Genomic DNA, 21939 nt, shown 5'->3' on the forward strand with positions numbered 1-21939 from the left:
TGCATATTGCAAAAGTTGTTATAATAAAAAGTCAGATTTGAGTGCTTATTGTTTGGCCGCACCATTTAGATTAGAGTTTAGATAAACTGGCGTGTTGTCGTTTACTCTGAGATAGGGGGTGAAAAAATCTTCAGCGACATTCCTTCACACCCATTAAGTGATTTTCATCTTACTTATAATTAGTATTGAGATAAGGCTTCCGAGATACACGCTAATCGCAGCTTATCCAGTTGAACTTTTATTTCTTTGCCTTGATAACCTTTGTCTATTAACTGCTTTACATTGAGCTGGGTTGTAGCCCAATAGCTGGTTTGTAATTGCTCACATTGGTGAGTCGTCGTCGGATCTAAATTGCTAGCGATATAACAAAATAGTTCAAGTCTTGACGGACGTCGCCAAGCGTCAAGGTTTTGCATGAGCAACAAGAGGGTTTTGCTGTCTTGCTGCTGTGTAAGTAGCTGTAAGTTACTATCAAGATCATTTGCCGCATCTTGATAGGCATTAGGTACTTTAGCCTGTTTGGCGAGCGTGAGATCACCTTCACCGTTATTGGACAAATACCAAGCGAAGCAAAAAATAGCCTGTGGATTGTTATTATGTTGGGTTGTTAAGCGCTCGATACACTGCTGCATCTGCTCGGTATAAGACGTTTGCCAATGAGAAAAAAATGACAGTGCCGCTGAGAGTGCACCTAGCTCGTTCAGTATTTCTAAAAAGTGGTGTAGTGCCTGATCTTCGATTGTTTTTTCAACTTCCATCCAGACGCGTTCTTTAGTTAATGTCGCAAGCTCTCCCTTTGCCACCATGCTTTTCATTAATTGCAGCGTTTCAGGTGCAATGGTAAAGCCATATTCATGGTATCGAGCTGCAAATCGGGCAACCCTAAGTACCCGTAGGGGATCTTCTTGAAAAGCTTCGCTAACATGCCTGAGTGTACGAGATTCGAGATCTTGTAGGCCGTGATAGGGATCGATAAGCGTTCCGTCAGGTCCTTTAGCAATGGCATTGATAGTCAAGTCGCGACGCATCAAGTCTTCTTCCAGTGTTACTTCTGGTCCAAAGTCACAAATAAATCCAGTGTAACCTTGACCACTTTTGCGCTCGGTACGCGCCAGAGCGTGTTCATCTTTGGTTTTAGGATGCAAAAACACAGGAAAATCTTTACCGACTTGTTTATAACCGAGGCGCTGCATTTCTTCGGGGGAACTACCAACAACCACATAATCCCGTTCTTTTATCTTACGTCCAAGTAATTCATCTCTAACTGCGCCACCGACTAAATAGATATTCATACTGTTTCTGCCAAATTTGTGTTCATCATGGTTTTAACTTGATATGGTTTTTGCCATTATAAGGACATCATAACAATAAAGAGACAAATCGTGTATTTACGCTATTTTGGGTTGACCGAAAAACCCTTTTCAATTGCCCCTAATCCTGAGTTTTTATTTTTGAGTGAACGACACAAAGAGGCGCTAGCTCATCTAACCTATGGTTTGGGCGACGCTGGGGGATTTGTATTATTGACCGGAGAAGTGGGAACTGGGAAAACCACAGTGACTCGTAGCATGCTGGCGCAACTCCCTGAATCCACGCAAGTTGCATTTATTCTAAATCCAGCGCTTTCTGAGCTAGAGTTGTTAGCAACTTTATGTGACGAACTAAAGATTACTTATGACGCACAACACGCGACCCTAAAATCACTGACTGACGTTATCAAGGCGCGATTACTGGAAAACCATCAAGGTGGTGGTCACACGATGCTGATTATTGATGAAGCTCAGCACTTGGCACCTGAGGTATTAGAGCAATTACGCTTACTAACAAATTTAGAAACAGACCATAAAAAATTACTTCAGATCGTGCTCGTTGGTCAGCCTGAGTTACAACAGCTATTACAGCGTAACGAGTTGCGGCAGTTAGCTCAGCGGATCACTGCGCGTTATCACTTATTACCGCTCACCGAGCCTCAGGTTTTTGCTTATATTCAGCACCGCTTACAAAAAGCAGGGTGCCAACAAGCATTGTTTCATCATGATGCTGTGGCTTATATTCATCAGGTTACTTCGGGGATCCCTCGTCTGATCAACTTGCTAGCCGATCGGTGCTTACTCGGTGCCTATTCATCATCACAAACGCAAGTGAGTAAAGAGATTGCGGTGCAAGCTGCAAAAGAAGCGCTACCTATCAATCTAGTACCGCAACCACAAGTACAAAAATCGAATATGATCAGAATTGCGAGCGCCTGGTTTGGATTATTGTTTATTGCAGGCTATGGCCTAGCACAGGCCATATAGGAGTACTTATGTCGTATTTAACCAGTGCAGTAAAACAATCTGAAAACGCAATGAACCCAGAGCTGGCTTATGTAGAGCAGCGTCAGCATGCGCAATTGGCAATGTATAAACGTCTTTCCTTGGTTATGGCTGGTGTGGTGCTATCGGCGGTTTCACTATCAGCCGGTTTTTACTTTGGTAAACTCGTACCCTTGCAGCCGTTACATACTGAAACCACCTCGAGTAATCTAATTGTGGACTCGGTTTCGTTACAAAAAGAACAGGTAACCTCAGTTCAAGCAACTAGCGATGTATCAAGCAAAGTAGAAGACAAACCTAGCGAGACAGTGCCTAAGGTTCAACAGGCTCCTCAGACTGCGCAGCAAGATTCTGTGCCTGCGCATCCAGAAAAGCACTATCAGTGGATGTCAGTTCAGATTGGATATGATTTACAAGGGAATCCGATTTACGAGCAGCAACTCGTGCCTGTTGACGCCATTTCAAATATACCTGACTCTGCACCAAAGCAAACAAGACATGATCAGTCTGCAACACAAAGCGTGAATGAGTTTGAAGGTTTTCAGGTGCTTGGTAAACAACTGGAACCAGAAGCTGAACCCGATGAGCTTGAAGGAGTCTCTGATGAGCTGAAAGCTGCTTTTGACCAAGCAGTTAAGGATACTGAATCAAGTTCAGTGTCTAACACCAAGTCGATTTCAGCGACCAAAGATAGTGCCGAAGCGCTGCCTATTGATATGTTGCCACTAAACCTACGCTCTGCAATCCCAAGCATGGTTTATCAGGCGCATATTTATGCCACAGAAGCCAGCAAACGTTGGATAAAAATTAATAATCGTCCATTGTATGAAGGTGATAGCCTTGGTGCTTTAACAGTGGTTGAGATCACACCAGAGCAAACCTTATTTGATTTCGATGGCATAGAATTCTCATTGGAAGCTATGCAGGACTGGCGTCCTTAAGGCAGCATAGACATCTTGAAAAACTTGATCAGATCAAGCTTGAACTCTTCAGGCTTGATTGCTGATTCTAGTTCGTCGTTGACGCGCTTGGCGCTTAAATCGATATCCGTGACTTCAATGTAGTGCATGTGTTTTGCGTGATAAAACACTTTTACAACGGGCTTTAACGGGTATTCAGAATTACTTTGAGCTATCACGCCGACCTTGCCACTGCTTAGTTTAACTAACGTACCAACTGGGTAGATGCCGATACATGCGATAAACTTTGCCAAAATATCAGGGTCGAAGTGACGAGGACAATCTTCTTTAATAGCTCTAAATGCACGAATCGGTGTCATGCCTTCCTTATAGACACGCTCTGCTGTTAATGCGTCATAAACGTCCAATATCGCAGCGATTCTGACATGATTTGGAATGTTTTCTGCTGATTTTCCATAAGGATAGCCTGAGCCATCTAATCGCTCGTGATGTAGTCCCGCAATTTCACAAGCGATGGTACTAAAGCCTGAACTAAGTAGTATCTCATAGCTGTATTTTGCATGGGCTTTCATTAGCGTGTATTCATCGTCTGAAAGCTTACTTTTCTTGTGTAGCACAGAGTCGGGAATTTCAATTTTACCAATATCGTGGAGCAGTGCACCTGTAGTTAATTCTTCAGTAAGCGCTCTTGAGAAACCTGCATGCTTACAATAGATTGCCATTAGGATCGAGACGTTCACTGAGTGCTCTAGTAAATAAGCATCTTTTTCTCGAATTCTGGTGATGCAAGCTAAAGCATCTTGATTGCGGAATACCGAATCGATAAAGCCACTAGCAACCTCTTTAAATGCATCTATCTCGATAGCTTTTCCAGTTTTTACGTTCTCAAAGGCTTTTTGTTGAAGGGACTTAGCCTCTTCATAAAGTTTAGTCGCGAGTTGTAATTCAGACTCGACACTGACCGTTTTTTCAAATGGATCAGGGGGATCTTCAGTTTGAGTTTTTGGTGGTTGTTCAACTTCTTTTGGTTCTTCAGCAGCTTCGGTAGGTGGATGTTCAGAGAGTCTTTTACTCGGGTCGACGGTGATCTCAATAACGCCACAGTTTTTAAGTTTTTCGATGCTTGCAGCTGTTCTAACCCAGCCTTTACTTTTAACGGCAATCTGTCCAGTTTGTTTTACCACATTAACAACAAACATGCCTGGCTCTAACTCATTGATACCTATGTTGATTTCTGACATGCTGAATTCCTTACTGTTGAGTTATAAAGACTAGCAAAAATAATTAAAATGGAAAGCTAGGCTGGATTTATGAATTGATTTTATTTACCCAAAAGCTCATGCTAGAAGAAAAAGGATAGCATTATGCGAGCAGATAAATTCATTTTAGCGTCATTAGCGCTAACGGCAGGATTGGCTTCGGCAACCGAGTTACAGCAAACGGTGCTAACAGATTTACCCTCACTTAACTCTTTGTATCTTCACCTACATCAAAACCCAGAATTGTCTTATCAAGAAAAACACACTTCGGCACGGTTAGCCAAAGAAATGCGGGCTTTAGGCTTTGAGGTGAGTGAAAATGTGGGGGGGTTTGGAGTCGTAGGCCTCTTAAAAAATGGTAAAGGACCTACGGTGATGTTGCGTGCTGATATGGATGCATTGCCTATCACGGAACAAACCGGAAAATCTTACGCCTCTACTGTCACGGTGCAAGATAAGTCGGGTAACACGGTGGGGGTTATGCATGGATGTGGACATGATATCCATATGACTAGCTTAATTGGTACAGCAAAGCAATTGGCTGATAGGCGCGAGCAGTGGCAAGGAACCTTGATGTTAGTTGCACAGCCCGCAGAAGAAGTGGGAGGGGGCGCTAAGGCGATGTTAGCACAAGGCTTGTTTACCCAATTTGCAAAACCGGATCATGTATTGGGCTTGCATGTGAGCGCAGCCATTCCTGCTGGCAAAGTCGCGGTTGCACCGGGCTATGCAATGGCGAATGTTGACTCTGTTGATGTTATCGTTAAGGGAAAAGGAGGACATGGTGCCTATCCGCATACCACTGTCGATCCCGTGGTGCTGGCATCAAGAATTGTTTTAGCATTGCAGACCATCACGGCAAGAGAAATTTCGCCACTTGAGCCATCGGTGATCACGGTGGGCTCAATTCATGGCGGCAGTAAGCACAATATTATTTCTAACGAAGTGAAATTGCAGCTTACGCTACGTTCTTATAACCCAGAGGTACGTGACCAACAAATTGCCAAAATTAAACGCTTAAGTGCTGGTATTGCGATGAGTGCAGGTTTGACGGAAGCATTTTTCCCTGAAGTCATTGTTCACGAGAGTGAAAGCATTCCCTCAACCTACAACGACCCCGCTTTGGCAGGTCACGTGGAACAGGCATTTGTGAGTGAGTTGGGAGCGGAAAATGTCGAAAAAGGGCAACCCGTTATGGCTGGAGAAGACTTTGGTTTGTATGGTCGTACAGAAGAAAACGTGCCAATTACCCTATTTTGGCTAGGGGGCGTGGAGCCAAACCGTTACGCAGCTGCGATGAAGTCTGGCAGTCAATTACCCTCGTTACATTCCAGTAAATTTGCACCGGACTATCCATTAGCAATAGAAACTGGTGTGCGGGCGATGACTTCAGGTGCCTTGCATTTGTTTAATCAAGATTAAAAAGGCGTTGGTGCGATAAAAGTCATTAACTCATGGCTGGTTGGATGACGAATTTGCAACATTTCAGCGTGAAGCTGTAGCCTGGATGCTGCAGCTAGCGCCTCACCTTGAGCGTAAAGCCTATCTCCCAAGATGACATGCCCAAGCGACAGCATATGAACTCGTAGCTGGTGAGACCGTCCCGTGATCGGTGTTAATGATACTCGCGTGGCTTGTTCTTCGTATGCTAATACTTCGTAGTGTGTCAGCGAAGGTTTTCCGGTTTCATGACAAACCATTTGTTTGGGACGATTTGGCCAATCGCAAACCAGCGGGAGATCGACCGAACCTGTTTGGTCATTAAGGTGACCATGGACACGCGCAATGTAGCGTTTACTGGTTAAGCGGTCCTGAAACTGAATACTTAAATAGCGATGTGCTGTTTTGTTCATTGCCAAACATAACACGCCAGACGTTGCCATATCTAAACGGTGGACGATTTTTGCGTTGGGATAAACAAAGTTAACGCGAGCAATAGCACTGTCCCAATGTTTAGGATCTTTGCCCGGCACCGTAAGTAATCCACTCGGTTTGTTGAGCACCAGCATATCTTCATCTTGGTAAAGAATGTCTAAGTAGGGATCAAGTGGAGGAGTGTAGTTAAGTAGCAAAGCTTACCTCAAAATAGAACACGTCATGAAGCGAATTGGAACAAGCCCGCTATTGTAATGGTTTTTGGGATTGGGTAAATGTTTTTAACCCAAGCTTGAGGGAAAGTTGGGGGGAAGTATGCCCCCCACGAGATTACTGATTAGAAACTACAATTAAGCGAATAGCATCAAGTTTTAATTGCGCTTTTCCAATATGTGTTTGTAGTTGCTCACGTTGTTTATCAAATACTGTAATTTCTTCGTCACGAATATTTGGATTAATCGCTTTTAACGCTTTTAATCGACTTTGTTCAGCTTCCATTTGCGTTAACATGCTGGTCATTGCAGATTGTTGCAATGATGCCAATTGCGTTTGTGCTATGTCGTTGGCTTGGTTTATTAGAGGGTGAATTGCACTTTGCAGTGCGTTTGCTAACTTGCTACCAGTTTGCCTACCAACGGCAGAAAGCTGTTGATTAAAGGTATCAAAAGCAACATTCGCCGCAAGGTTATTGCCTGCTTTGTCTAGCAAAACCCTGATTGGCGTAGGAGGTAAAAAACGACCAAGTTGTAGCGCTTTAGGTGCGGATGTTTCTGCAACAAAGATCAATTCAACAAAGAAAGTACCAACTGGTAACTTATTGTTTTTTAGCAGTGCCACTGAGGCACAGCCAAAGTCGTCGTTACAGATCATATCCATCACACCATTCACCATTGGGTGATCCCAACTAATAAACTGTGCGTCTTCTTGAGATAGTGCGGTGGTGCGGTCAAACGTTACCGTGATCCCTTCATCTCGCAGACATGGGAATGATGGGTTTAACATGTGCTCTGTGGGTTTAAGAATGATGGTATTTTCACCCTTATCTTCTTGATTAACCCCAAAAGTATCAAATACATTGATCATGAAGGTAGGCAGTACAACATCGTCATCCAGCGCTTCAATTTCTTTGACTAGGTCGTCGCATTTACCTTGGCCACTCGAATGTAGTTCCAATAGACGATCACGGCCTTGTTCCATTTTTGCTTTGAGTAGTCGATTTTCTTTAGCGACTTGTTCAAGTAACGGGTCAAGCTCATCCTCATCACAATTATGTGCGGCGATCAGCTCAAGTAATTCTTCTGAAAATGCGGTATACAGAAGTTGTCCGGTGGTGCTGGTTGATTCAAATGCATCCAAACCTTCATGATACCAACGTAACAACACCTCTTGTGCGGTATTTTCAAAGTACGGCACATGAATGTTGATATCATATTGCTGACCAATGCGGTCTAATCGCCCGATACGCTGCTCTAGCAAGTCAGGGTTGAGTGGCAGGTCAAACAGCACCAAATGATGTGAGAACTGGAAATTACGGCCTTCTGAACCGATCTCTGAACATAACAGTACCTGAGCACTGTCGTATTCATCGGCAAAGTAAGCTGCGGCACGGTCGCGCTCAATAATCGACATCCCTTCGTGGAATACCGCTGCTTTAATCGCTTCTCGTTCGCGCAGTGTTTGCTCAAGGCTAATTGCGGTTTCTGCTTTGGCGCAAATCAGCAGCACTTTTTCCTGTTTCAGCTCTTTTAGTTTTGCGATCAGCCACTCAACGCGCGGATCAAACTGTGTCCAGCCACTGCCTTCTCCTTCAAATTCTTGAAAGATTTTTTCCGGGAATAAGGCACGCTTGGCACTCAGTTCAGCACTTTGGATGCCACTAATATTACCCATCACTGACATTGCGGTTTTGTATTGTTTAGGTAAAGGCACAGGGTAGTGGTGCAGTTTTCTGCTTGGGTAGCCAGCAATGCCACTACGGCTATTTCTAAACAGAATACGGCCTGTCCCATGCCTATCCAGTAGCATGGATAAAATAGTTTGTTTGGAAGCTTCACAGCCCTGCTGAGCTTTGCTGAGCAACTCTGAGACATCGGTTTCTTTGAGCAGCTCTGTCAGTGTGTTTTTCGCAGCTTCTGTGAGCTGTTGATCTTGCAGTAGTGCATTGGCGGCGTCTGCCACGTCTTTATAGTGATTTTCTTCCTCAACAAACGCGTCATAATCATAAAAACGATCAGGGTCTAATAGTTGCAAACGCGCAAAATGACTACGGTGACCTAGTTGGTCAGGCGTTGCGGTTAACAAAATAAGCCCAGGAATGTCTTGCGACAACTCAGCAATACGTTGATATTCGGTACTTGGTTTGTCTTTTTCTACGGTTAGGTGGTGGGCTTCATCGACAATTAATAAATCCCAATCAGCTAAGGTGGCTTGTTCAAACCAGCGGCGCTTTTTAGTAATAAATTCAAGGCTCACTAATACTAATTGTTCTGTTTCGAATACGTTAGGCGCATCAGCATAAGCCTCGCTACAACGCTCTTCATCAAAAATAGAAAAGTACAGGTTAAAGCGGCGCATCATTTCTACTAACCACTGATGTTGCAAGCTTTCAGGTACGATAATTAGTACTCGATTGGCTCTGCCTGTAAGCAATTGTTGATGCAAAATCATGCCTGCTTCAATCGTTTTACCTAAGCCGACTTCATCTGAAAGCAAGACTCGTGGCGCAAAGCGCTGGCCAACTTCGTCTGCGATATAAAGCTGGTGTGGAATGAGGCTGGCGCGTTGTCCTATTAACCCTTTTAGGTGTGACTGCTCTCTATTTAGTTGATGTTGCCACGTTTGATAACGCAAGGTGTAGCGGTCAAAGCGGTCGATTTGACCCGCGAAAAGGCGATCTTGCGGTTTATTGAACTTAATGAAGTGATCAAGAAAGGTTTCTTTCATTGATACGGCTTCACCATTATCTACACGAGTACCATGGTAACAAATCAGCTCACCTTGCAAGTCGATATTTTCGACTTGCATTTCCCACTCTTCGACGTGGCGAATAATGTCGCCTGGGTTAAACATCACGCGGGTAACGGGGGCTTCTGACACTGAGTAAACACGGTTTTCTCCACTCGCTGGAAATAAAATGGTCACCTGACGCCCTTCAAGCGCAACTATGGTGCCTAATCCTAAATCTGATTCTGTATCACTTATCCAACGCTGACCTAAGGAAAAATTCATGTCTATCTCGTCTTTGCAGAAAAAAGGCGGCTATGTTACCCATAAGCTCAACCATGTTCAATACGCTAGTTACCTATAATTACCGACTATTCCGAGTCTAGCGTTTGTTTGCGTTGCATCAAAGTTAAGAGCTAAACAATTGTTTTAAATGGTGATGCTAACCATTAGTTAATTTGTCATAAAAAGGACTTTTGTGACAAATAGACTAAACTAAAACTATACCCCAAATGGACAGCCGCCATTTGATATTTGGGTATAGCATAATAATCTACAAACGATAGGAATGCGCTATGGGAAAAAACGACCGAGACGACGACAATAAAGTGTACGTGCTTGATACTAACGTACTTCTCCATGAACCACTTGCCTACCTTTCCTTCCAAGAGCACGATGTAGTAATCCCGATGACAGTCCTAGAAGAACTCGACCACATTAAAGACAGAAAGAGTGATGTGAGCCGGGATGCCAGAGTGGCTATCCGTGGTCTCGACGATATACTCAAGGATGCGACACCGGAACAAATGCTAGAAGGAGTGAGGTTACCAACCATTAAGCTTGATGGCCCACACAAACCAAGTTCAGGAAAGTTGATTATTGTAAACGATCACTTGTTTGCGGACAGCATTTCTGGGCTCCCGGGTAATGAAAATGACCACCGCATTATCAACTGTGCTGTGCATTTACAAAATCAGTACAGTGACAAGCGTGTCGTGTTAGTTACCAAAGACATCAATATGCGCCTCAAAGCAAAAGGTGCTGGGCTTAAGTTTGTAGAGGACTATAGAACCGATCAACTTATCGACGATATAAACCTATTGACCACCGGTTATATCAAAATTCCCGGAGATTTTTGGCAAAATGTGGGAGAGTGCCAGTCGCAACTGCAAGGGCATTATACAATTCACAACGTGCCAAAAGCACAGCTACCCGATGTGTTTGCTAATGAATACCTTATCGATGAAGGCGATCAATTCGCTGCACGTGTGGTGGGATATGATAACGAACATGTTCAGCTAAGAGACCTCGGTGTTGAGCGGTTGATGCATCGTCAAGCATGGGGAGTAAAACCGAAAAATATCAATCAAGGCATGGCGTTAGATGCGCTGCTGGATCCAGAAATCGAACTGGTATTACTTACTGGTCCCGCGGGGTGTGGTAAAACCTTACTCGCTTTAGCATGTGCTTTGGAAATGACGATTGAAAAAGGTGTGTATGACAAGGTCATTGTGACCCGTAATACCCCTGAAATAGCAGAGAGTATTGGCTTTTTACCCGGCACTGAAGAAGAAAAAATGGCACCATGGTTAGCCGCAATTACAGATACGCTGGAAGTGTTACACAAACATGATGAAAGCCCGATATCCAGTCGAAATTACATCATGGAAAAAGCCAATATTCAGTTTAAATCGGTCAATTTTATGCGTGGTCGAAGCATTCAAAATGCCATCGTCATACTGGATGAAAGTCAAAACTTAACGGCCTCACAACTTAAAACCATCATTACACGTTGTGGTGAAGGCACGAAGTTGATTTGTACAGGCAACTTGGCACAGATCGACAGCAATTACCTCACTCCTGTAACGTCAGGTTTGACCTACATAGTTGAGAGGTTTAAAGACTTTGAAGGTAGTGCGACAATTAACCTCAATGGCGTGGTAAGAAGCCGTTTGGCAAGTTTTGCCGAAGAAAATTTATAACGCCTAATTTCAGCCTCTCAAACCCGAGAGGCTGAGCTCTATCAAACTAGAATGTAAATGCATCAGTCTCACTATGAGTATGCATTGTTGGATGTTGTAAAAAACGTAATGCGCTCAGTAATACGATGTCCTTACCTTGTTGATAGCTTTCCCATGTTGGCTTGACCGTGATATCGGGATAAACCGCATCAGCAGCTTGCTCAGTGAAAGGATAGTAACGAACAGACAAACTAACGCTACGTTTTGAATTGGGTAATTCAAAACGATAACTCTCAGCAAAAGTATTAGGGTCGCCGCCGGTAGGCTCGCCAATAATTTTTGCATTCAGTATTTGTTTAAATTGCACGGTATTACTCATTGCCGCGGAATATGTGTAGCCGCTGGTTAAAACCACGACCCCATTTAACCAATCGACTTGTTCAAGTGGTTGCAAACAGGCTGAAAATGCTAGGCCGACATAGAAGTTACCACCGCCATTATCGCGAAAATCAATGATTAGTTTGGATACTTTGTTTGCTGTAAGGTTGGATTGTAGCGCTGCACATTGCGCCATGACTTGGTCCAAGCTGGGATAGTGACTAAATTGGAAATATGCCGTGTTACCATTTATGAACGCGAGCTCAATACCATCCATATTTGTTTGTTGGAAACTCAGCTTAGGCACTTTGCGCTCGAACGCAGAATTTACTTGGCTAAACTCTCTCATTGAGACTGGACTGATAACCGTTGTGGTGGTCTCGATATTACCTCTTGTAGTGAAACGCGCAGGTTTGTCTGCTGTGACTATGCCAAGTCCTCGCAGTAGCTTTTCTAAAGTAACATAAAACTCAAACTGAATTTGTTGACTGAAGTGGTTATCGACACTGGGTAAATAACCAGAAAGGATATTGAAAAGAGTCGCAACTGAAACGGAGTTAATACTTATTAGCTCATGACCAAGCAGCGCCTTATATTTGTCGCTAGTGCCAATAATTCTTAACTTTCCCTCAAAAAACTTGAAACGCAGCGGGTAGTGTTTATGAGGACCTGACATCATAAAATAGCTGGTGTGGCCATCACCAATTGAAGCCGTAATTCCGGCTAATTGAGTCTCTATTTCAACTTCTGGTAGGGTTGGCAGCGCCTGTTTAAGCGTAGCAACTTTTTGATCAAATTCAGTCTCAGAGAGAGTATGAAAGGGATTGATATGCTTTGACTTTACTTGTTCTGTATAAAAATTGATGTCTTCGGTCCAGTTGTTTGTTTGAGTTGTGGCATTATTAGCGTGCGCGCTGTAACTCAGGCAGCAAAGACTAAACATTGATATTGCACGGAAAATCATAGTGATAATCCCTTCGATAAAGTGGACGGGGAAATAGAAAACTGGCGATAAAAGGCTCGGCGAAAGCTGTCGTAGCTGTTAAAGCCAACTTTTCGAGCTACTTGCTCAACACTGATGTTTTCAGTTCCTAGTATGTCTCTGGCATAGTTGAGTTTCATTTTCTTAAAATAGTGACTAGGTGTGCAATTTAGATGGTGTTTGAAGCGGCGCGTTAACTGTTTGGTGCTCAAACCAAGATAATCAGCCATCTCATTTACCGTGATTGATTTATCAACATTATCAGTTAACCAATCTAGTAGAGGTGACAACTTTAGACTGTCCCCTGATTGCACTTGTAGCATGTCTGAAAATTGGTTTTGTGAACCTGCGCGTTGTGAGTAGACCACTAGCTCCCTTGCAACTTTCGCTGCAATGACATTGCCGTGGTCTTCCTTGATTAGAGCAAACGCGAGGTCTACACCTGACAGGACTCCCGCGGAGGACCATTTATTACCACACTTTACATATAGTGGTTCACACAGGACGTTGGCATTCGGACTTTGTTGGGATAGGGTTTCGCAGTGTCGCCAATGGGAGGTCATGGAAATAGCCTCATCTGGGAAGAGCTTTGCGAGAATAAATGCCCCAGTACAAATGCTGATCACGCGCTTAGCTCTATTCGCTATCGCGCTTAATTGCTCAAGTTGATGGTCACTCAGCTGCAAAGTTCTCATCCCTGTGCCACCACAAATGAATAAATCATCACAATCAAAAGACTCATCGAGACTGAGATCTGGTATCAGCTGGTGACCATAAGATGTTTTGACCACTGTTTTGGATAAACTTAGCAACTGAGATTGATAAGCATCTGGAATAAAGAAATTGGTTTCCATAAAGGCATCTAACGGACCAAATAAGTCCAATGCTTGAAATCCATCTGCGATAAAAAATACTTGTTTAATTGCCATACTCACCTCCGAAGCATGACTATATCGCAAACCTAAATGGTTTTTTGCACCTATTTACGACATAAAAGGACATTTTTGACACTCAAGCTTTGCTGTGTTTATCACGGCGCGTTTCACTGTTAGGTGTATCGTGATGGCAAGATGGAATGTCTTCGAGGTGTCAAAGAGCCCTCCGCGAAGGGCTCAGGAGTGCGTTTATTCACGCCGTTAGTTTTTACTTGATGTTAAGTCTACAGTCCTAACCACATTATCCAATTTTATGTGGTTATAGTTGCTACGATTTATTTCCAAAGGGACATCCAATACTGAAGCGTCACCTTCTAAAAGCTTTCCATGCTCGTTGACGGTTTTAACTACCGGAACTCGAAAAGTAATCAAGTGTTTGTCTTCACCGAAATCGGGTGTGCTGCTATAACCGCCAGCAAGCACTGTTTGTACTTCTCCTGATTTAGTTAGCAATATATGGCCTTTGGCACTTGCATAAGCACCATCGGAACTAGGTGGTTGGCCGTAAACGGTTGCACCAGCAAACTTTTTAGTTCGCCATACCAAGTCGTCGCAGGAGCTTACACAGTCCTCATCGGTCACGATGGCGAGCGTATCATAATGAAAGTTCAGCTTGTTTGAAGGCACCTTTTGGAGGCTACAGTTGCCATCACGACAAAAATCACCTCTCACGGGAAGAAAAGGACTGTTGGTGTGCTGTGATGACTTCATTATGGACTGATACCAAGTTTCGGCTTCTTCCAAGCCATAGAATAAACGACTTCTCAGCGACTCATACTTCAACTCGGTAATGTTTTTGTACTGAATGAGGTTATCGGTAAAGCCATTTTGAGTTAGTGCTGCTACCCATGGTGTGTTTTCGCTACCGCCTCTGTTTCCTTGTAGATCAATGACCAAGTTTGGTTTGGGTGTTGAGTTAGCCTTGTTGATAATTTCAGTAATTTCTTTACACATACCGTTTGTGGTGAAGCGGTTACAGTAAATATCGTCGTCGTCCGTTCCCCAAGCTGGAAAGTGACTGATTTTGAGAACATAAGCATCTTTATTGTCGTACAAACAAGCATGTTCACCTGAGTAGCGTAGTGTGAACTCAGGACTGAGGTAATTATTCTCACAAGCTGACTCAAGTTGGTTTGATTTCGAAGATTCGTTAGTATTTGTGGTCAGTTGTTTTTGTGACAGGGTTTGTTTAGAGCCATCCGCATAACTAAGTGTAATTGGTTGTCTGCTTTGTGCAAACCAGTACCCTTTAGCCAATTGATTAGTGAAGTCGCGTAAGCATCCATGCCTGTTAGCTATATTACAGTAGTGGTTGTAGTGATTTTCAAAAAGCGCATGAACAGATTGGTCATTGATTTTACTTACTGCTTTACCCGAATTGACATCAAAAAAAGAGACGTTTGGCCAAGTATATCCCAATTCCATTTTTGGCCAACGGTCAACATTCAATGTTGTGCCATTTGGTAAAGGTGCTTCAAAAGAGATATATGAGTGTCGATTTACAATGCCATAGTGAAGTTTTGCGACTTGTGTTGCAAGTTCTTCCCAGCTGGTTGCACGATTAAGATTAGCCAAAGCGGTTGCTTTGTAGTCAGGCCATTTTACTGTGCGTGTTTGATTTCTGACGGTAATCGCAGTGGCATCCAAACGCTCAATTTGTTCAAGCAATTCCGTTGATAGGTTATTCAGCTCCTTTTTGCTTAGAAAAGTGCGCGTATTTTCATTAGCAAGCGCAGAATAAGATAAACAGCTAAGTAAGAGCAGCGTAAAAGTTTGTTTCTTCATTGTGGGATATCTCTGTTGTTTTTATTCTTTGGACCAGTATAAGGTACCTTGAATCCAATCAAGGTCAATAGCACTAGACATTCAATTTATTAAACCATTAACTTTGCTAGTTACTTGTTTCATAAACCAAAACACTCTTTTCTCCTTGAGATAAAATGAAAATCTATCGCTTGCTAACAAGCCATTAGCTCGCTAACCTTGGAGCATAGAATAAAAAAGGAACAGCTCGGCATCATGGATGCGACAAAACAATTCTTACCGTTGAAAAGCTACAAAAAAGGGGTGTTGATTGCCGTTGTCATCCCAATTTTGGTGGTGTTGGTACTCGGTTACCATATGTATCAGCTTAAGTTAGAGCGGCAATATAAGCTCAGGCTAGAACAGTACCACTATTTAACAGAACAATTGGATCAGGAAACTAACACGGCAAAGGCTGTGATCAATAGCATCACGGTCAGTTTACAAAGGCCGTTACCATTGCAAGAAGAGCCACAGTGGCTTGATAGCATTCAGCAACATCAAAATTACTATTACCGGCTGTTACCGAATAACTCCGGTGAAATTATTGGTCGTGGTCAGTTTGTTTCTGACGCTGATGCTACAAGTCAATGGCAGCGCGCCTTATCGCTGGATTCAACGTTCGATGCGGCGTTGGCATTGCAAGGTGCTTTATATGCAATAGCCTATGTAAAGGATGACGGTTTTGCGTATGTAAAGCGCAGAGACACATCTAGTAGCCAGTTTTTGACTTACCTATCTGCAGGACGATTTAATCCTGATTTTTCCCGTGGTAGCCCTGCTGTTAGCCAATTGGTTGAATTAGAAGACCGGCGACTGTTTGCGTTTGGTAACCGAGCTTCAACAGTTACCGATGCGCATATCATCATGGTTTATGACAGTGATGCGGTTGGTAATTGGTTAAAAAATATCGGCAGCCTTGAGGGCAGCATCGAAGTGATTAATCAAAGTGGAGAGCTTATCGTTGGGGAAAGCGCTTTGTTTAAGGGGCTTCAAGTCAATGCTAGAGACAATCCGCCATGGCAGGATGATTTGTTATTTCTCTCACAGCAGCCAAAAGCTCTGATGCAGCTCAACTATTTTGAAAGCTATCAGCGTTTTTCCACGCCATTACAAAACGAAGTGGTGCTGGAAGTTTGCTTTTTGATCTTTTTTATTTTGCTTACTTTTATTGCGATTGTTTGGCTGAGTAGTCAGATATTTATTAAGCCGTTAACCCATTTTGTAAACTTCTTATCGTTGCAAGACGGTGCCCCTTCAAGTACTCAAAACTACTCTATTCCAGAAGAATGGCAGCCGTGGTTTGCACAAGTAAAACAAGTGGTCGAGCAAAAAGAGCAGTTGATGTCTGTGCTACAACAGCACAATCAAGCGTTAGATGATGAAGTGAAACGCAAACAGTATGCGTTAACACAAAGCCTTGCAGTAAAAGAGCAGCAGGCGGCTTTGCTTAATGCCGTTTTGGATGCCGTGCCCGATATGATTTATTTCAAAGACAGTAGTGGTGTATTTACTGGCTGTAACCGAGCATTTGAAAAGTTTGTGGGGATCAGTAAAAGTACCTTAATTTCGGGGGATGCCGTTCCAGATGTCAGCAAATTTGCGATTTTTTTAGAGCAAGAAGCGGTAATGAAAGAAGCACATCAAGCCGTGACGTGTAACTTCAGCTTTGCTGAGACGCATTTTGTTTTTACGGTATCGCCTCTTATGTCTGAAACTGGTGTACTCATTGGTTATTTAGGTGTGATCAGAGACATTACGTCGCAACAGCAAGCCTACAAAGCGATTAGTGACTCGGAAGAACACTTCCGTGCTGCCATTGAATATGCCCCGAACGGGGTTATTTTGGCTGGCGTGGATGGTGACGTGCTAGAAATGAACAAAACCGCACGGCGGTTTTTAGGCGAATCCGCGACAGTGCAGAGTAAGCACCTGCAAAACTTTTTTGAAGAGTCTAGCTGGAAAGTGTTGAAGTCGATTTTGGCTGAGTTGTTAAAGGAAAATAAAAAGGTAGTCGAGCATACGATTTCTCAATCTGGTAAATACCAGTGGTTGCAGCTCAATGTTTCTCTTGTTTGGGATAAAAATAGACAGCCACAGTACTATGTGATTCATCTGCAAAACATCACCGGGTTATTACTTGCCAAACAAGATGCAGAGCGAGCAACGTTGGCTAAAAGCCGTTTTATCGCCAATATTAGCCACGAAATTAGAACGCCAATTAATGCAATTCTGGGGCTTGCTGAAATGATAGCTGGTGAGGCGTTGACACCTAATCAGACCAAACAATTGCATCAACTTTCAAATGCGGCAAACGAATTACTCGTAATGCTAAACAGTATTTTAGAGTTTGCCAAAGTAGAAAGTCACCAAGCGAGTATTCAGTTTGAAACATTGCAAACCAGTCAAACAATAGAGGCTGTCGCCTCTTTGATCCGTCCTCTTTGTACGCAAAAGCGATTAGGGTTTGAGATAGATGTTGATGTGAACTTGTGGCCCTATCTGTACACTGATGAAGATAAGCTCAAGCAGATATTGGTAAATCTTTTAAGTAATGCGGTGAAATACACTATTGAAGGAAAAATAGGCCTAAATGTAAAAGTTCAAAGTGAAGAAGCAACCAAGCAACAAGTTCGGTTTGAAGTCTGGGATACTGGAATTGGTATTAAACAACAAGATGTTGAACACTTATTTGATGCATTTACTCAAGGAGACGAGAGTTTTGCCAGACGTCACGAGGGAATTGGTCTTGGTTTAGCGATTGTTAAGCAAGAAGTCGAATTATTAGGTGGTAATGTCGCCGTTGATTCAACTCCGAAGCAAGGCAGCTGCTTTTACTTTGAACTGGTACTGGACAAAGGTGCTTGTTCTATTCTAGATGGCAATAAGAAAATGTTTGTGTTGTGTGATAAGCCGCATTACCTGCCAAGCTATTTTAATAACAGTATTGTTCCGGTTTCCTCTGAAACGCTGAAAGACACCATTGAAGGTTCAGATAGTGCTTTACTTATTGTGCCGCCTAAAACAATCAAACAAAGTGTACTCGATGATATTGACTTAGCTCGTGCTTTATTATTAATGAGCGAAAACGATGGTTTGTCCTTTGCGAATAGTGTTGAACTGAACTCAGACGCATTTTTTCAAGCTGTTTATGCTTGGATATCTGAGCGTGGTCACACTTCTTATTCGCTAGAAAAGCAAACTATCGAAATATCGGGCATTCTATGTTTGGTTGTTGATGATAATACCGTTAATTTGGAAATTACCGCTAACATGCTGATGCAAAGTGGAATTAGCGTATCAGTATTAGACTCAGCTGAGCATATTGTGGAGATCTGTACCGCACTGCGACCTGATGTGGTATTAATGGATATCCATATGCCTCAGGTCGATGGCTTTGCAGCAACGAAACAATTAAGAGAAAAGTTTTCCCAGCAGGAACTACCTATTATCGCGCTAACTGCAAACACCCATAAAGAAGAGCGAGAACAAGCTGGCTTAGTTGGCATGAATGATTATCTAATAAAACCGATCAGAACCGAGAAAGCTTGTCGCAGTATTGCAAATAACCTAACATCAAAAGTAACGGATGAGCAGTGCTTTTTCGATTATGAGTTTGCATTAGCGCAAATGATGCATAATGAGGCTTTTTTGGATACCATGTTGAATAAATTTGCCAAACTTTGTAGTGACTATATCGAACAACTACAGCAAACCACTGACGCCAGTAAAATGCTCAATTTGGCGCATGGTATCAAGGGCTCTGCTGCGGGGCTAGGGTTCAAACGTTTAGCAACCAACGCTAGGCTGCTAGAAGCCCATTGTAAACAGGTCTCTATTATTACCAACACTGCATTGCAGCAAGAACTACGCAAATCATTAGAGCAAGTCATCACCTACATCAGGCTGAAAAAGTTGAGCATTGAGCATGCGTGAATCAAAGCCGGTAATCCTAATTGTCGATAAAGATCCGCTTAACTGTATGGTGCTTAAAAATGCTTTATCTGAGCAATATCAAGTGATTGAGAAAGTCGGTTGTGAGCAGTGTTTTGACACCCTGCGCACGATACAAGTCGATTTAATTATCATGGATACGCAAATTGACCATGGTAATGGATTTCAGTTATTAGAGGCGCTGAAGAAGGATCAGAAGACGTATAACATTCCTGTTATTATTATTTCCTCAAGTGTCAGTTTTAGCGACGAAGCAAGATGTTTGCATCTAGGCGCTGCAGATTATATCACTAAGCCGTTTAACCCGATGATTGTGACTGCACGGCTTAAAAATCAACTACTCATTAAACAAAAAAATGATTTGTTAGAGAGCTTGGTTAACATTGATGGATTGACTGAATTACCTAACCGTTTGCGATTAGAACAGCTGATAGCCAGTGAACTGGATAGTATATCTGGCCTACAGAAGTCGTTGTCAGTGATGTTGATTGAGCTTGACTATTTTAAAGAGTTCAATGAACACTACGGCTACACTCAAGGGGATGAGTGCTTAATTAAAGTTGCCAAACAACTCAAATCAAGTGCTGATGAATATAGTGCTGTGGTTGGTCGGTTTGATGGCACAAGGTTTGCGATTGTTGTATGTTCCCTGACGGTTGAACAACTAGAAAAGTTCGCGTGGCGGGTTCATGATGCAATTAATGAATTGCAAATATCACATATGGCGTCGCCAATTTGTGCTCATGTTAGTGTTAGTATTGGTGCTGTAAGATTAAAAGCTCAAGCCTCGTATACAGCGAAGCGGATTATTGGTATGGCTGATGAAGCGCTCTCACATGCTCATCAACAGCAGCAAGCTGTGGTGTTGGTATAAATGAAACTGAAGGGGCTTGAGAAACAAGTTTATCCTTTTGTTGCTCAAGCATTCATTACTAGCCCAATGAATTTACTAACTGTTATTCCTTTAAATGGTATTTGAATTTATCGGATCTGAGACATCGCAGATTCACCATAGCCGATCAACTCATCATTTTTAAATACCAAGGGGGTACACTCGTCTTTGGTTACCTTGCCATCAGAATGCTGACTGTTGGTTTGATAATAAAGTACTTGATAAGTACTACCATCTTTTGACAGCAGCTCGGTGTAATCTGGGGTAGCAAACATATCTTTTACCTGATGATATGAAGTACCAAGTTTAAGACTGGCAATTTTATCTCTGTTTCTTTTTTGAACATGCTGCCAATTTGAAGAATTGTAATCTGAAACCCAACCGTGCTCTGACTCACCATCAGATACCGCAACGATACAGCCAGACAATAAAGTGGTGCTTAAAGCAGCTACAAGCGCGAGTTTTTTCATTTTGATGTTCCTTGTTACTGTCTTCGAAAGTTTGAATAAATGTGGTTCAAAGACGTTTGATTTTAGTTTTCAATTTTATAGCAATATCTTTGCCAAAAAAATAAGCTTATAAAAAACAAATGGTTACATGTTGTTTGTTCTGTTGTTTTTTCACTTTCAACTGTGTTTTAGCCTTTTTAACCAAAAAATAGCGAATATCACTTTTACCTTTATACAATCCGGTTTTTATCGATTCCTTGATGGAATGCGCTAATGTTGTTAGCGATTTCGCCAATGAGTCGTTGAATGGATTCTTTGCTTGCCCATGCGATATGAGGGGTAAGCAACAAGTTTTCTGCCTGATAGGTAACGAGTGGATTGTCGCTTTGCGCGGGCTCAGACGATAATACATCGAATGCGGCGCCTGCCAGTTGATTGTTTCGTAAGGCATTGACAAGAGCATGCTCATCAACAATCCCGCCACGAGCTGTATTAATAATCACAGCAGTGCTTTTTAGCATCGCTAACGTTTGTTGATCAAACAGATTACGTGTTTGGTCTGTTAAAGGACAGTGAATAGAAATAATATCAGCTTGTCGTAAGGCTTGATAAAACTCGGTTCTACCCGAGCGCACGGCGTCAGCGTCTTTTCGCTCTGCAATGATAACCTTTGCTCCAAAGGCCTTGGCAACAGCCGCCACAGCTTCCCCGAGTTCACCATAACCAATGATAGCGAAATTTTTGTTGGCGATTTCCGTAATAGGGTAGTCCAGTCGACAGAATATATCGCTTTGTTGCCACATGCCTTGTTTACAGTCAAATTGATAACGATGCAGGTTCGACAGTAAATTTCCAAGCATAGTAAAAGTATGTTGCACGACAGATGGCGTGGAGTAACCCGCTACGTTGTAAACTGCAATGTGTTGCGCCGCTGCTGCTTGTAAATCAATGTTATTGACGCCCGTTGCAGCGACACAGATCAGCTTTAGTTTCGGCAATGATTCAAGGGTCGCCGCGTTTAATTTTACTTTGTTGGTGATTATCACCTGTGCGTCTTTGCATCTTTCCAGTATTTGTTGCTCGTTGGTGGTTTCATATATTGCCAGCTCTCCAAGTCTTGAAAGCGGAGAGAGGTCATTACCAGCGAGAGTTTTGGCGTCTAGCACGACGATTTGCACGATATTAATTCCTTACTTGACTTTAGAGTTAACACTAAGGTTTATACTAGGTTCTGTTGCCCATTGAGGTGTGAATTTTGTTCAAACCTGTGACT

Annotated in this window: 15 protein-coding genes; 6 read left to right on the forward strand and 9 right to left on the reverse strand. The window is 42.7% G+C overall.

The window, feature by feature from the left end; all coding sequences use genetic code 11:
- Positions 1-179: 179 nt before the first annotated feature.
- Positions 180-1292 (reverse strand): tRNA nucleotidyltransferase, encoded by a 1113-nt coding sequence (locus tag ACSLBF_RS03855; protein WP_440055283.1) that lies wholly within the window; start codon positions 1290-1292, stop codon positions 180-182.
- Positions 1293-1382: 90 nt separating this feature from the next.
- Between ACSLBF_RS03855 and ACSLBF_RS03860 the strand changes: the two genes are divergently transcribed.
- A complete protein-coding gene (locus ACSLBF_RS03860) occupies positions 1383-2297 on the forward strand; it encodes an ExeA family protein (RefSeq protein WP_440055284.1) in 915 nt (304 codons plus the stop codon).
- 8 nt (positions 2298-2305) lie between these two features.
- Positions 2306-3256 (forward strand): general secretion pathway protein GspB, encoded by a 951-nt coding sequence (locus tag ACSLBF_RS03865; protein WP_440055285.1) that lies wholly within the window; start codon positions 2306-2308, stop codon positions 3254-3256.
- Here the strand turns inward: ACSLBF_RS03865 and ACSLBF_RS03870 are convergent.
- A complete protein-coding gene (locus tag ACSLBF_RS03870; RefSeq protein ID WP_440055286.1) occupies positions 3253-4476 on the reverse strand; it encodes an HD-GYP domain-containing protein in 1224 nt (407 codons plus the stop codon). The two genes, ACSLBF_RS03865 and ACSLBF_RS03870, sit on opposite strands and share 4 nt — an antisense overlap.
- A 123-nt stretch (positions 4477-4599) precedes the next feature.
- Here ACSLBF_RS03870 and ACSLBF_RS03875 point away from each other — a divergent pair, with 123 nt between their 5' ends.
- Complete coding sequence (locus tag ACSLBF_RS03875) at positions 4600-5916, forward strand: M20 metallopeptidase family protein (protein WP_440055287.1); 1317 nt, start codon at positions 4600-4602, stop codon at positions 5914-5916.
- On the opposite strand, the gene rluA is transcribed toward ACSLBF_RS03875, so the two are convergent.
- Together rluA and rapA are read right to left on the reverse strand one after the other, a co-directional pair.
- Positions 5913-6566, reverse strand: a complete 654-nt coding sequence (rluA, locus tag ACSLBF_RS03880; protein WP_440055288.1) for a bifunctional tRNA pseudouridine(32) synthase/23S rRNA pseudouridine(746) synthase RluA — start codon at positions 6564-6566, stop codon at positions 5913-5915. The genes ACSLBF_RS03875 and rluA overlap by 4 nt on opposite strands.
- Before the next feature lie 133 nt (positions 6567-6699).
- Complete coding sequence (gene rapA / locus ACSLBF_RS03885) at positions 6700-9597, reverse strand: RNA polymerase-associated protein RapA (protein ID WP_440055289.1); 2898 nt, start codon at positions 9595-9597, stop codon at positions 6700-6702.
- A gap of 290 nt (positions 9598-9887) precedes the next feature.
- Between rapA and ACSLBF_RS03890 the strand changes: the two genes are divergently transcribed.
- Positions 9888-11294, forward strand: a complete 1407-nt coding sequence (locus tag ACSLBF_RS03890) for a PhoH family protein (protein ID WP_440055290.1) — start codon at positions 9888-9890, stop codon at positions 11292-11294.
- A gap of 46 nt (positions 11295-11340) precedes the next feature.
- Here ACSLBF_RS03890 and ACSLBF_RS03895 read toward each other — a convergent pair whose 3' ends face one another.
- From ACSLBF_RS03895 to ACSLBF_RS03905, 3 genes are all read right to left on the reverse strand, one after another.
- Positions 11341-12615, reverse strand: a complete 1275-nt coding sequence (locus ACSLBF_RS03895; protein WP_440055291.1) for a S41 family peptidase — start codon at positions 12613-12615, stop codon at positions 11341-11343.
- Positions 12612-13562: a GlxA family transcriptional regulator gene (locus ACSLBF_RS03900; protein WP_440055292.1), complete on the reverse strand. Its 951-nt coding sequence runs from the start codon at positions 13560-13562 to the stop codon at positions 12612-12614. Before ACSLBF_RS03900 ends, ACSLBF_RS03895 begins: the two co-directional genes overlap by 4 nt.
- Positions 13563-13769: 207 nt before the next feature.
- Positions 13770-15353: a hypothetical protein gene (locus ACSLBF_RS03905; protein WP_440055293.1), complete on the reverse strand. Its 1584-nt coding sequence runs from the start codon at positions 15351-15353 to the stop codon at positions 13770-13772.
- Between the two features lie 234 nt (positions 15354-15587).
- On the opposite strand from ACSLBF_RS03905, the gene ACSLBF_RS03910 reads away from it, so the two are divergent.
- A complete protein-coding gene (locus tag ACSLBF_RS03910) occupies positions 15588-19307 on the forward strand; it encodes an ATP-binding protein (protein ID WP_440055294.1) in 3720 nt (1239 codons plus the stop codon).
- Positions 19300-20199 carry a GGDEF domain-containing response regulator gene (locus tag ACSLBF_RS03915; protein WP_440055295.1) on the forward strand — a complete coding sequence of 300 codons (900 nt, stop codon included), beginning with the start codon at positions 19300-19302 and terminating at the stop codon, positions 20197-20199. The genes ACSLBF_RS03910 and ACSLBF_RS03915 overlap by 8 nt, the downstream gene beginning before the upstream one ends.
- Positions 20200-20306: 107 nt before the next feature.
- Here ACSLBF_RS03915 and ACSLBF_RS03920 read toward each other — a convergent pair whose 3' ends face one another.
- The gene (locus ACSLBF_RS03920; RefSeq protein WP_440055296.1) at positions 20307-20687 is read right to left on the reverse strand and encodes a DUF3192 domain-containing protein; all 381 of its coding nucleotides are present in this window, start codon (positions 20685-20687) and stop codon (positions 20307-20309) included.
- Between the two features lie 209 nt (positions 20688-20896).
- Positions 20897-21844: a D-2-hydroxyacid dehydrogenase gene (locus ACSLBF_RS03925; RefSeq protein WP_440055297.1), complete on the reverse strand. Its 948-nt coding sequence runs from the start codon at positions 21842-21844 to the stop codon at positions 20897-20899.
- Between the last annotated feature and the right edge of the window lie 95 nt (positions 21845-21939).

Source organism: Pseudoalteromonas sp. T1lg65 (genome assembly GCF_051930985.1).
Classification (GTDB): domain Bacteria; phylum Pseudomonadota; class Gammaproteobacteria; order Enterobacterales; family Alteromonadaceae; genus Pseudoalteromonas.

What these genes read in the sequence shown, in the direction of transcription:
- ACSLBF_RS03855 (WP_440055283.1), bottom strand. Translation starts at nt 1,292, where the DNA reads ATGAATATCTATTTAGTCGGTGGCGCAGTTAGAGATGAATTACTTGGA.
- ACSLBF_RS03865 (WP_440055285.1), top strand. Translation starts at nt 2,306, where the DNA reads ATGTCGTATTTAACCAGTGCAGTAAAACAATCTGAAAACGCAATGAAC.
- ACSLBF_RS03870 (WP_440055286.1), bottom strand. Translation starts at nt 4,476, where the DNA reads ATGTCAGAAATCAACATAGGTATCAATGAGTTAGAGCCAGGCATGTTT.
- ACSLBF_RS03875 (WP_440055287.1), top strand. Translation starts at nt 4,600, where the DNA reads ATGCGAGCAGATAAATTCATTTTAGCGTCATTAGCGCTAACGGCAGGA.
- rapA (WP_440055289.1), bottom strand. Translation starts at nt 9,597, where the DNA reads ATGAATTTTTCCTTAGGTCAGCGTTGGATAAGTGATACAGAATCAGAT.
- ACSLBF_RS03890 (WP_440055290.1), top strand. Translation starts at nt 9,888, where the DNA reads ATGGGAAAAAACGACCGAGACGACGACAATAAAGTGTACGTGCTTGAT.
- ACSLBF_RS03895 (WP_440055291.1), bottom strand. Translation starts at nt 12,615, where the DNA reads ATGATTTTCCGTGCAATATCAATGTTTAGTCTTTGCTGCCTGAGTTAC.
- ACSLBF_RS03900 (WP_440055292.1), bottom strand. Translation starts at nt 13,562, where the DNA reads ATGGCAATTAAACAAGTATTTTTTATCGCAGATGGATTTCAAGCATTG.
- ACSLBF_RS03905 (WP_440055293.1), bottom strand. Translation starts at nt 15,353, where the DNA reads ATGAAGAAACAAACTTTTACGCTGCTCTTACTTAGCTGTTTATCTTAT.
- ACSLBF_RS03910 (WP_440055294.1), top strand. Translation starts at nt 15,588, where the DNA reads ATGGATGCGACAAAACAATTCTTACCGTTGAAAAGCTACAAAAAAGGG.
- ACSLBF_RS03915 (WP_440055295.1), top strand. Translation starts at nt 19,300, where the DNA reads ATGCGTGAATCAAAGCCGGTAATCCTAATTGTCGATAAAGATCCGCTT.
- ACSLBF_RS03920 (WP_440055296.1), bottom strand. Translation starts at nt 20,687, where the DNA reads ATGAAAAAACTCGCGCTTGTAGCTGCTTTAAGCACCACTTTATTGTCT.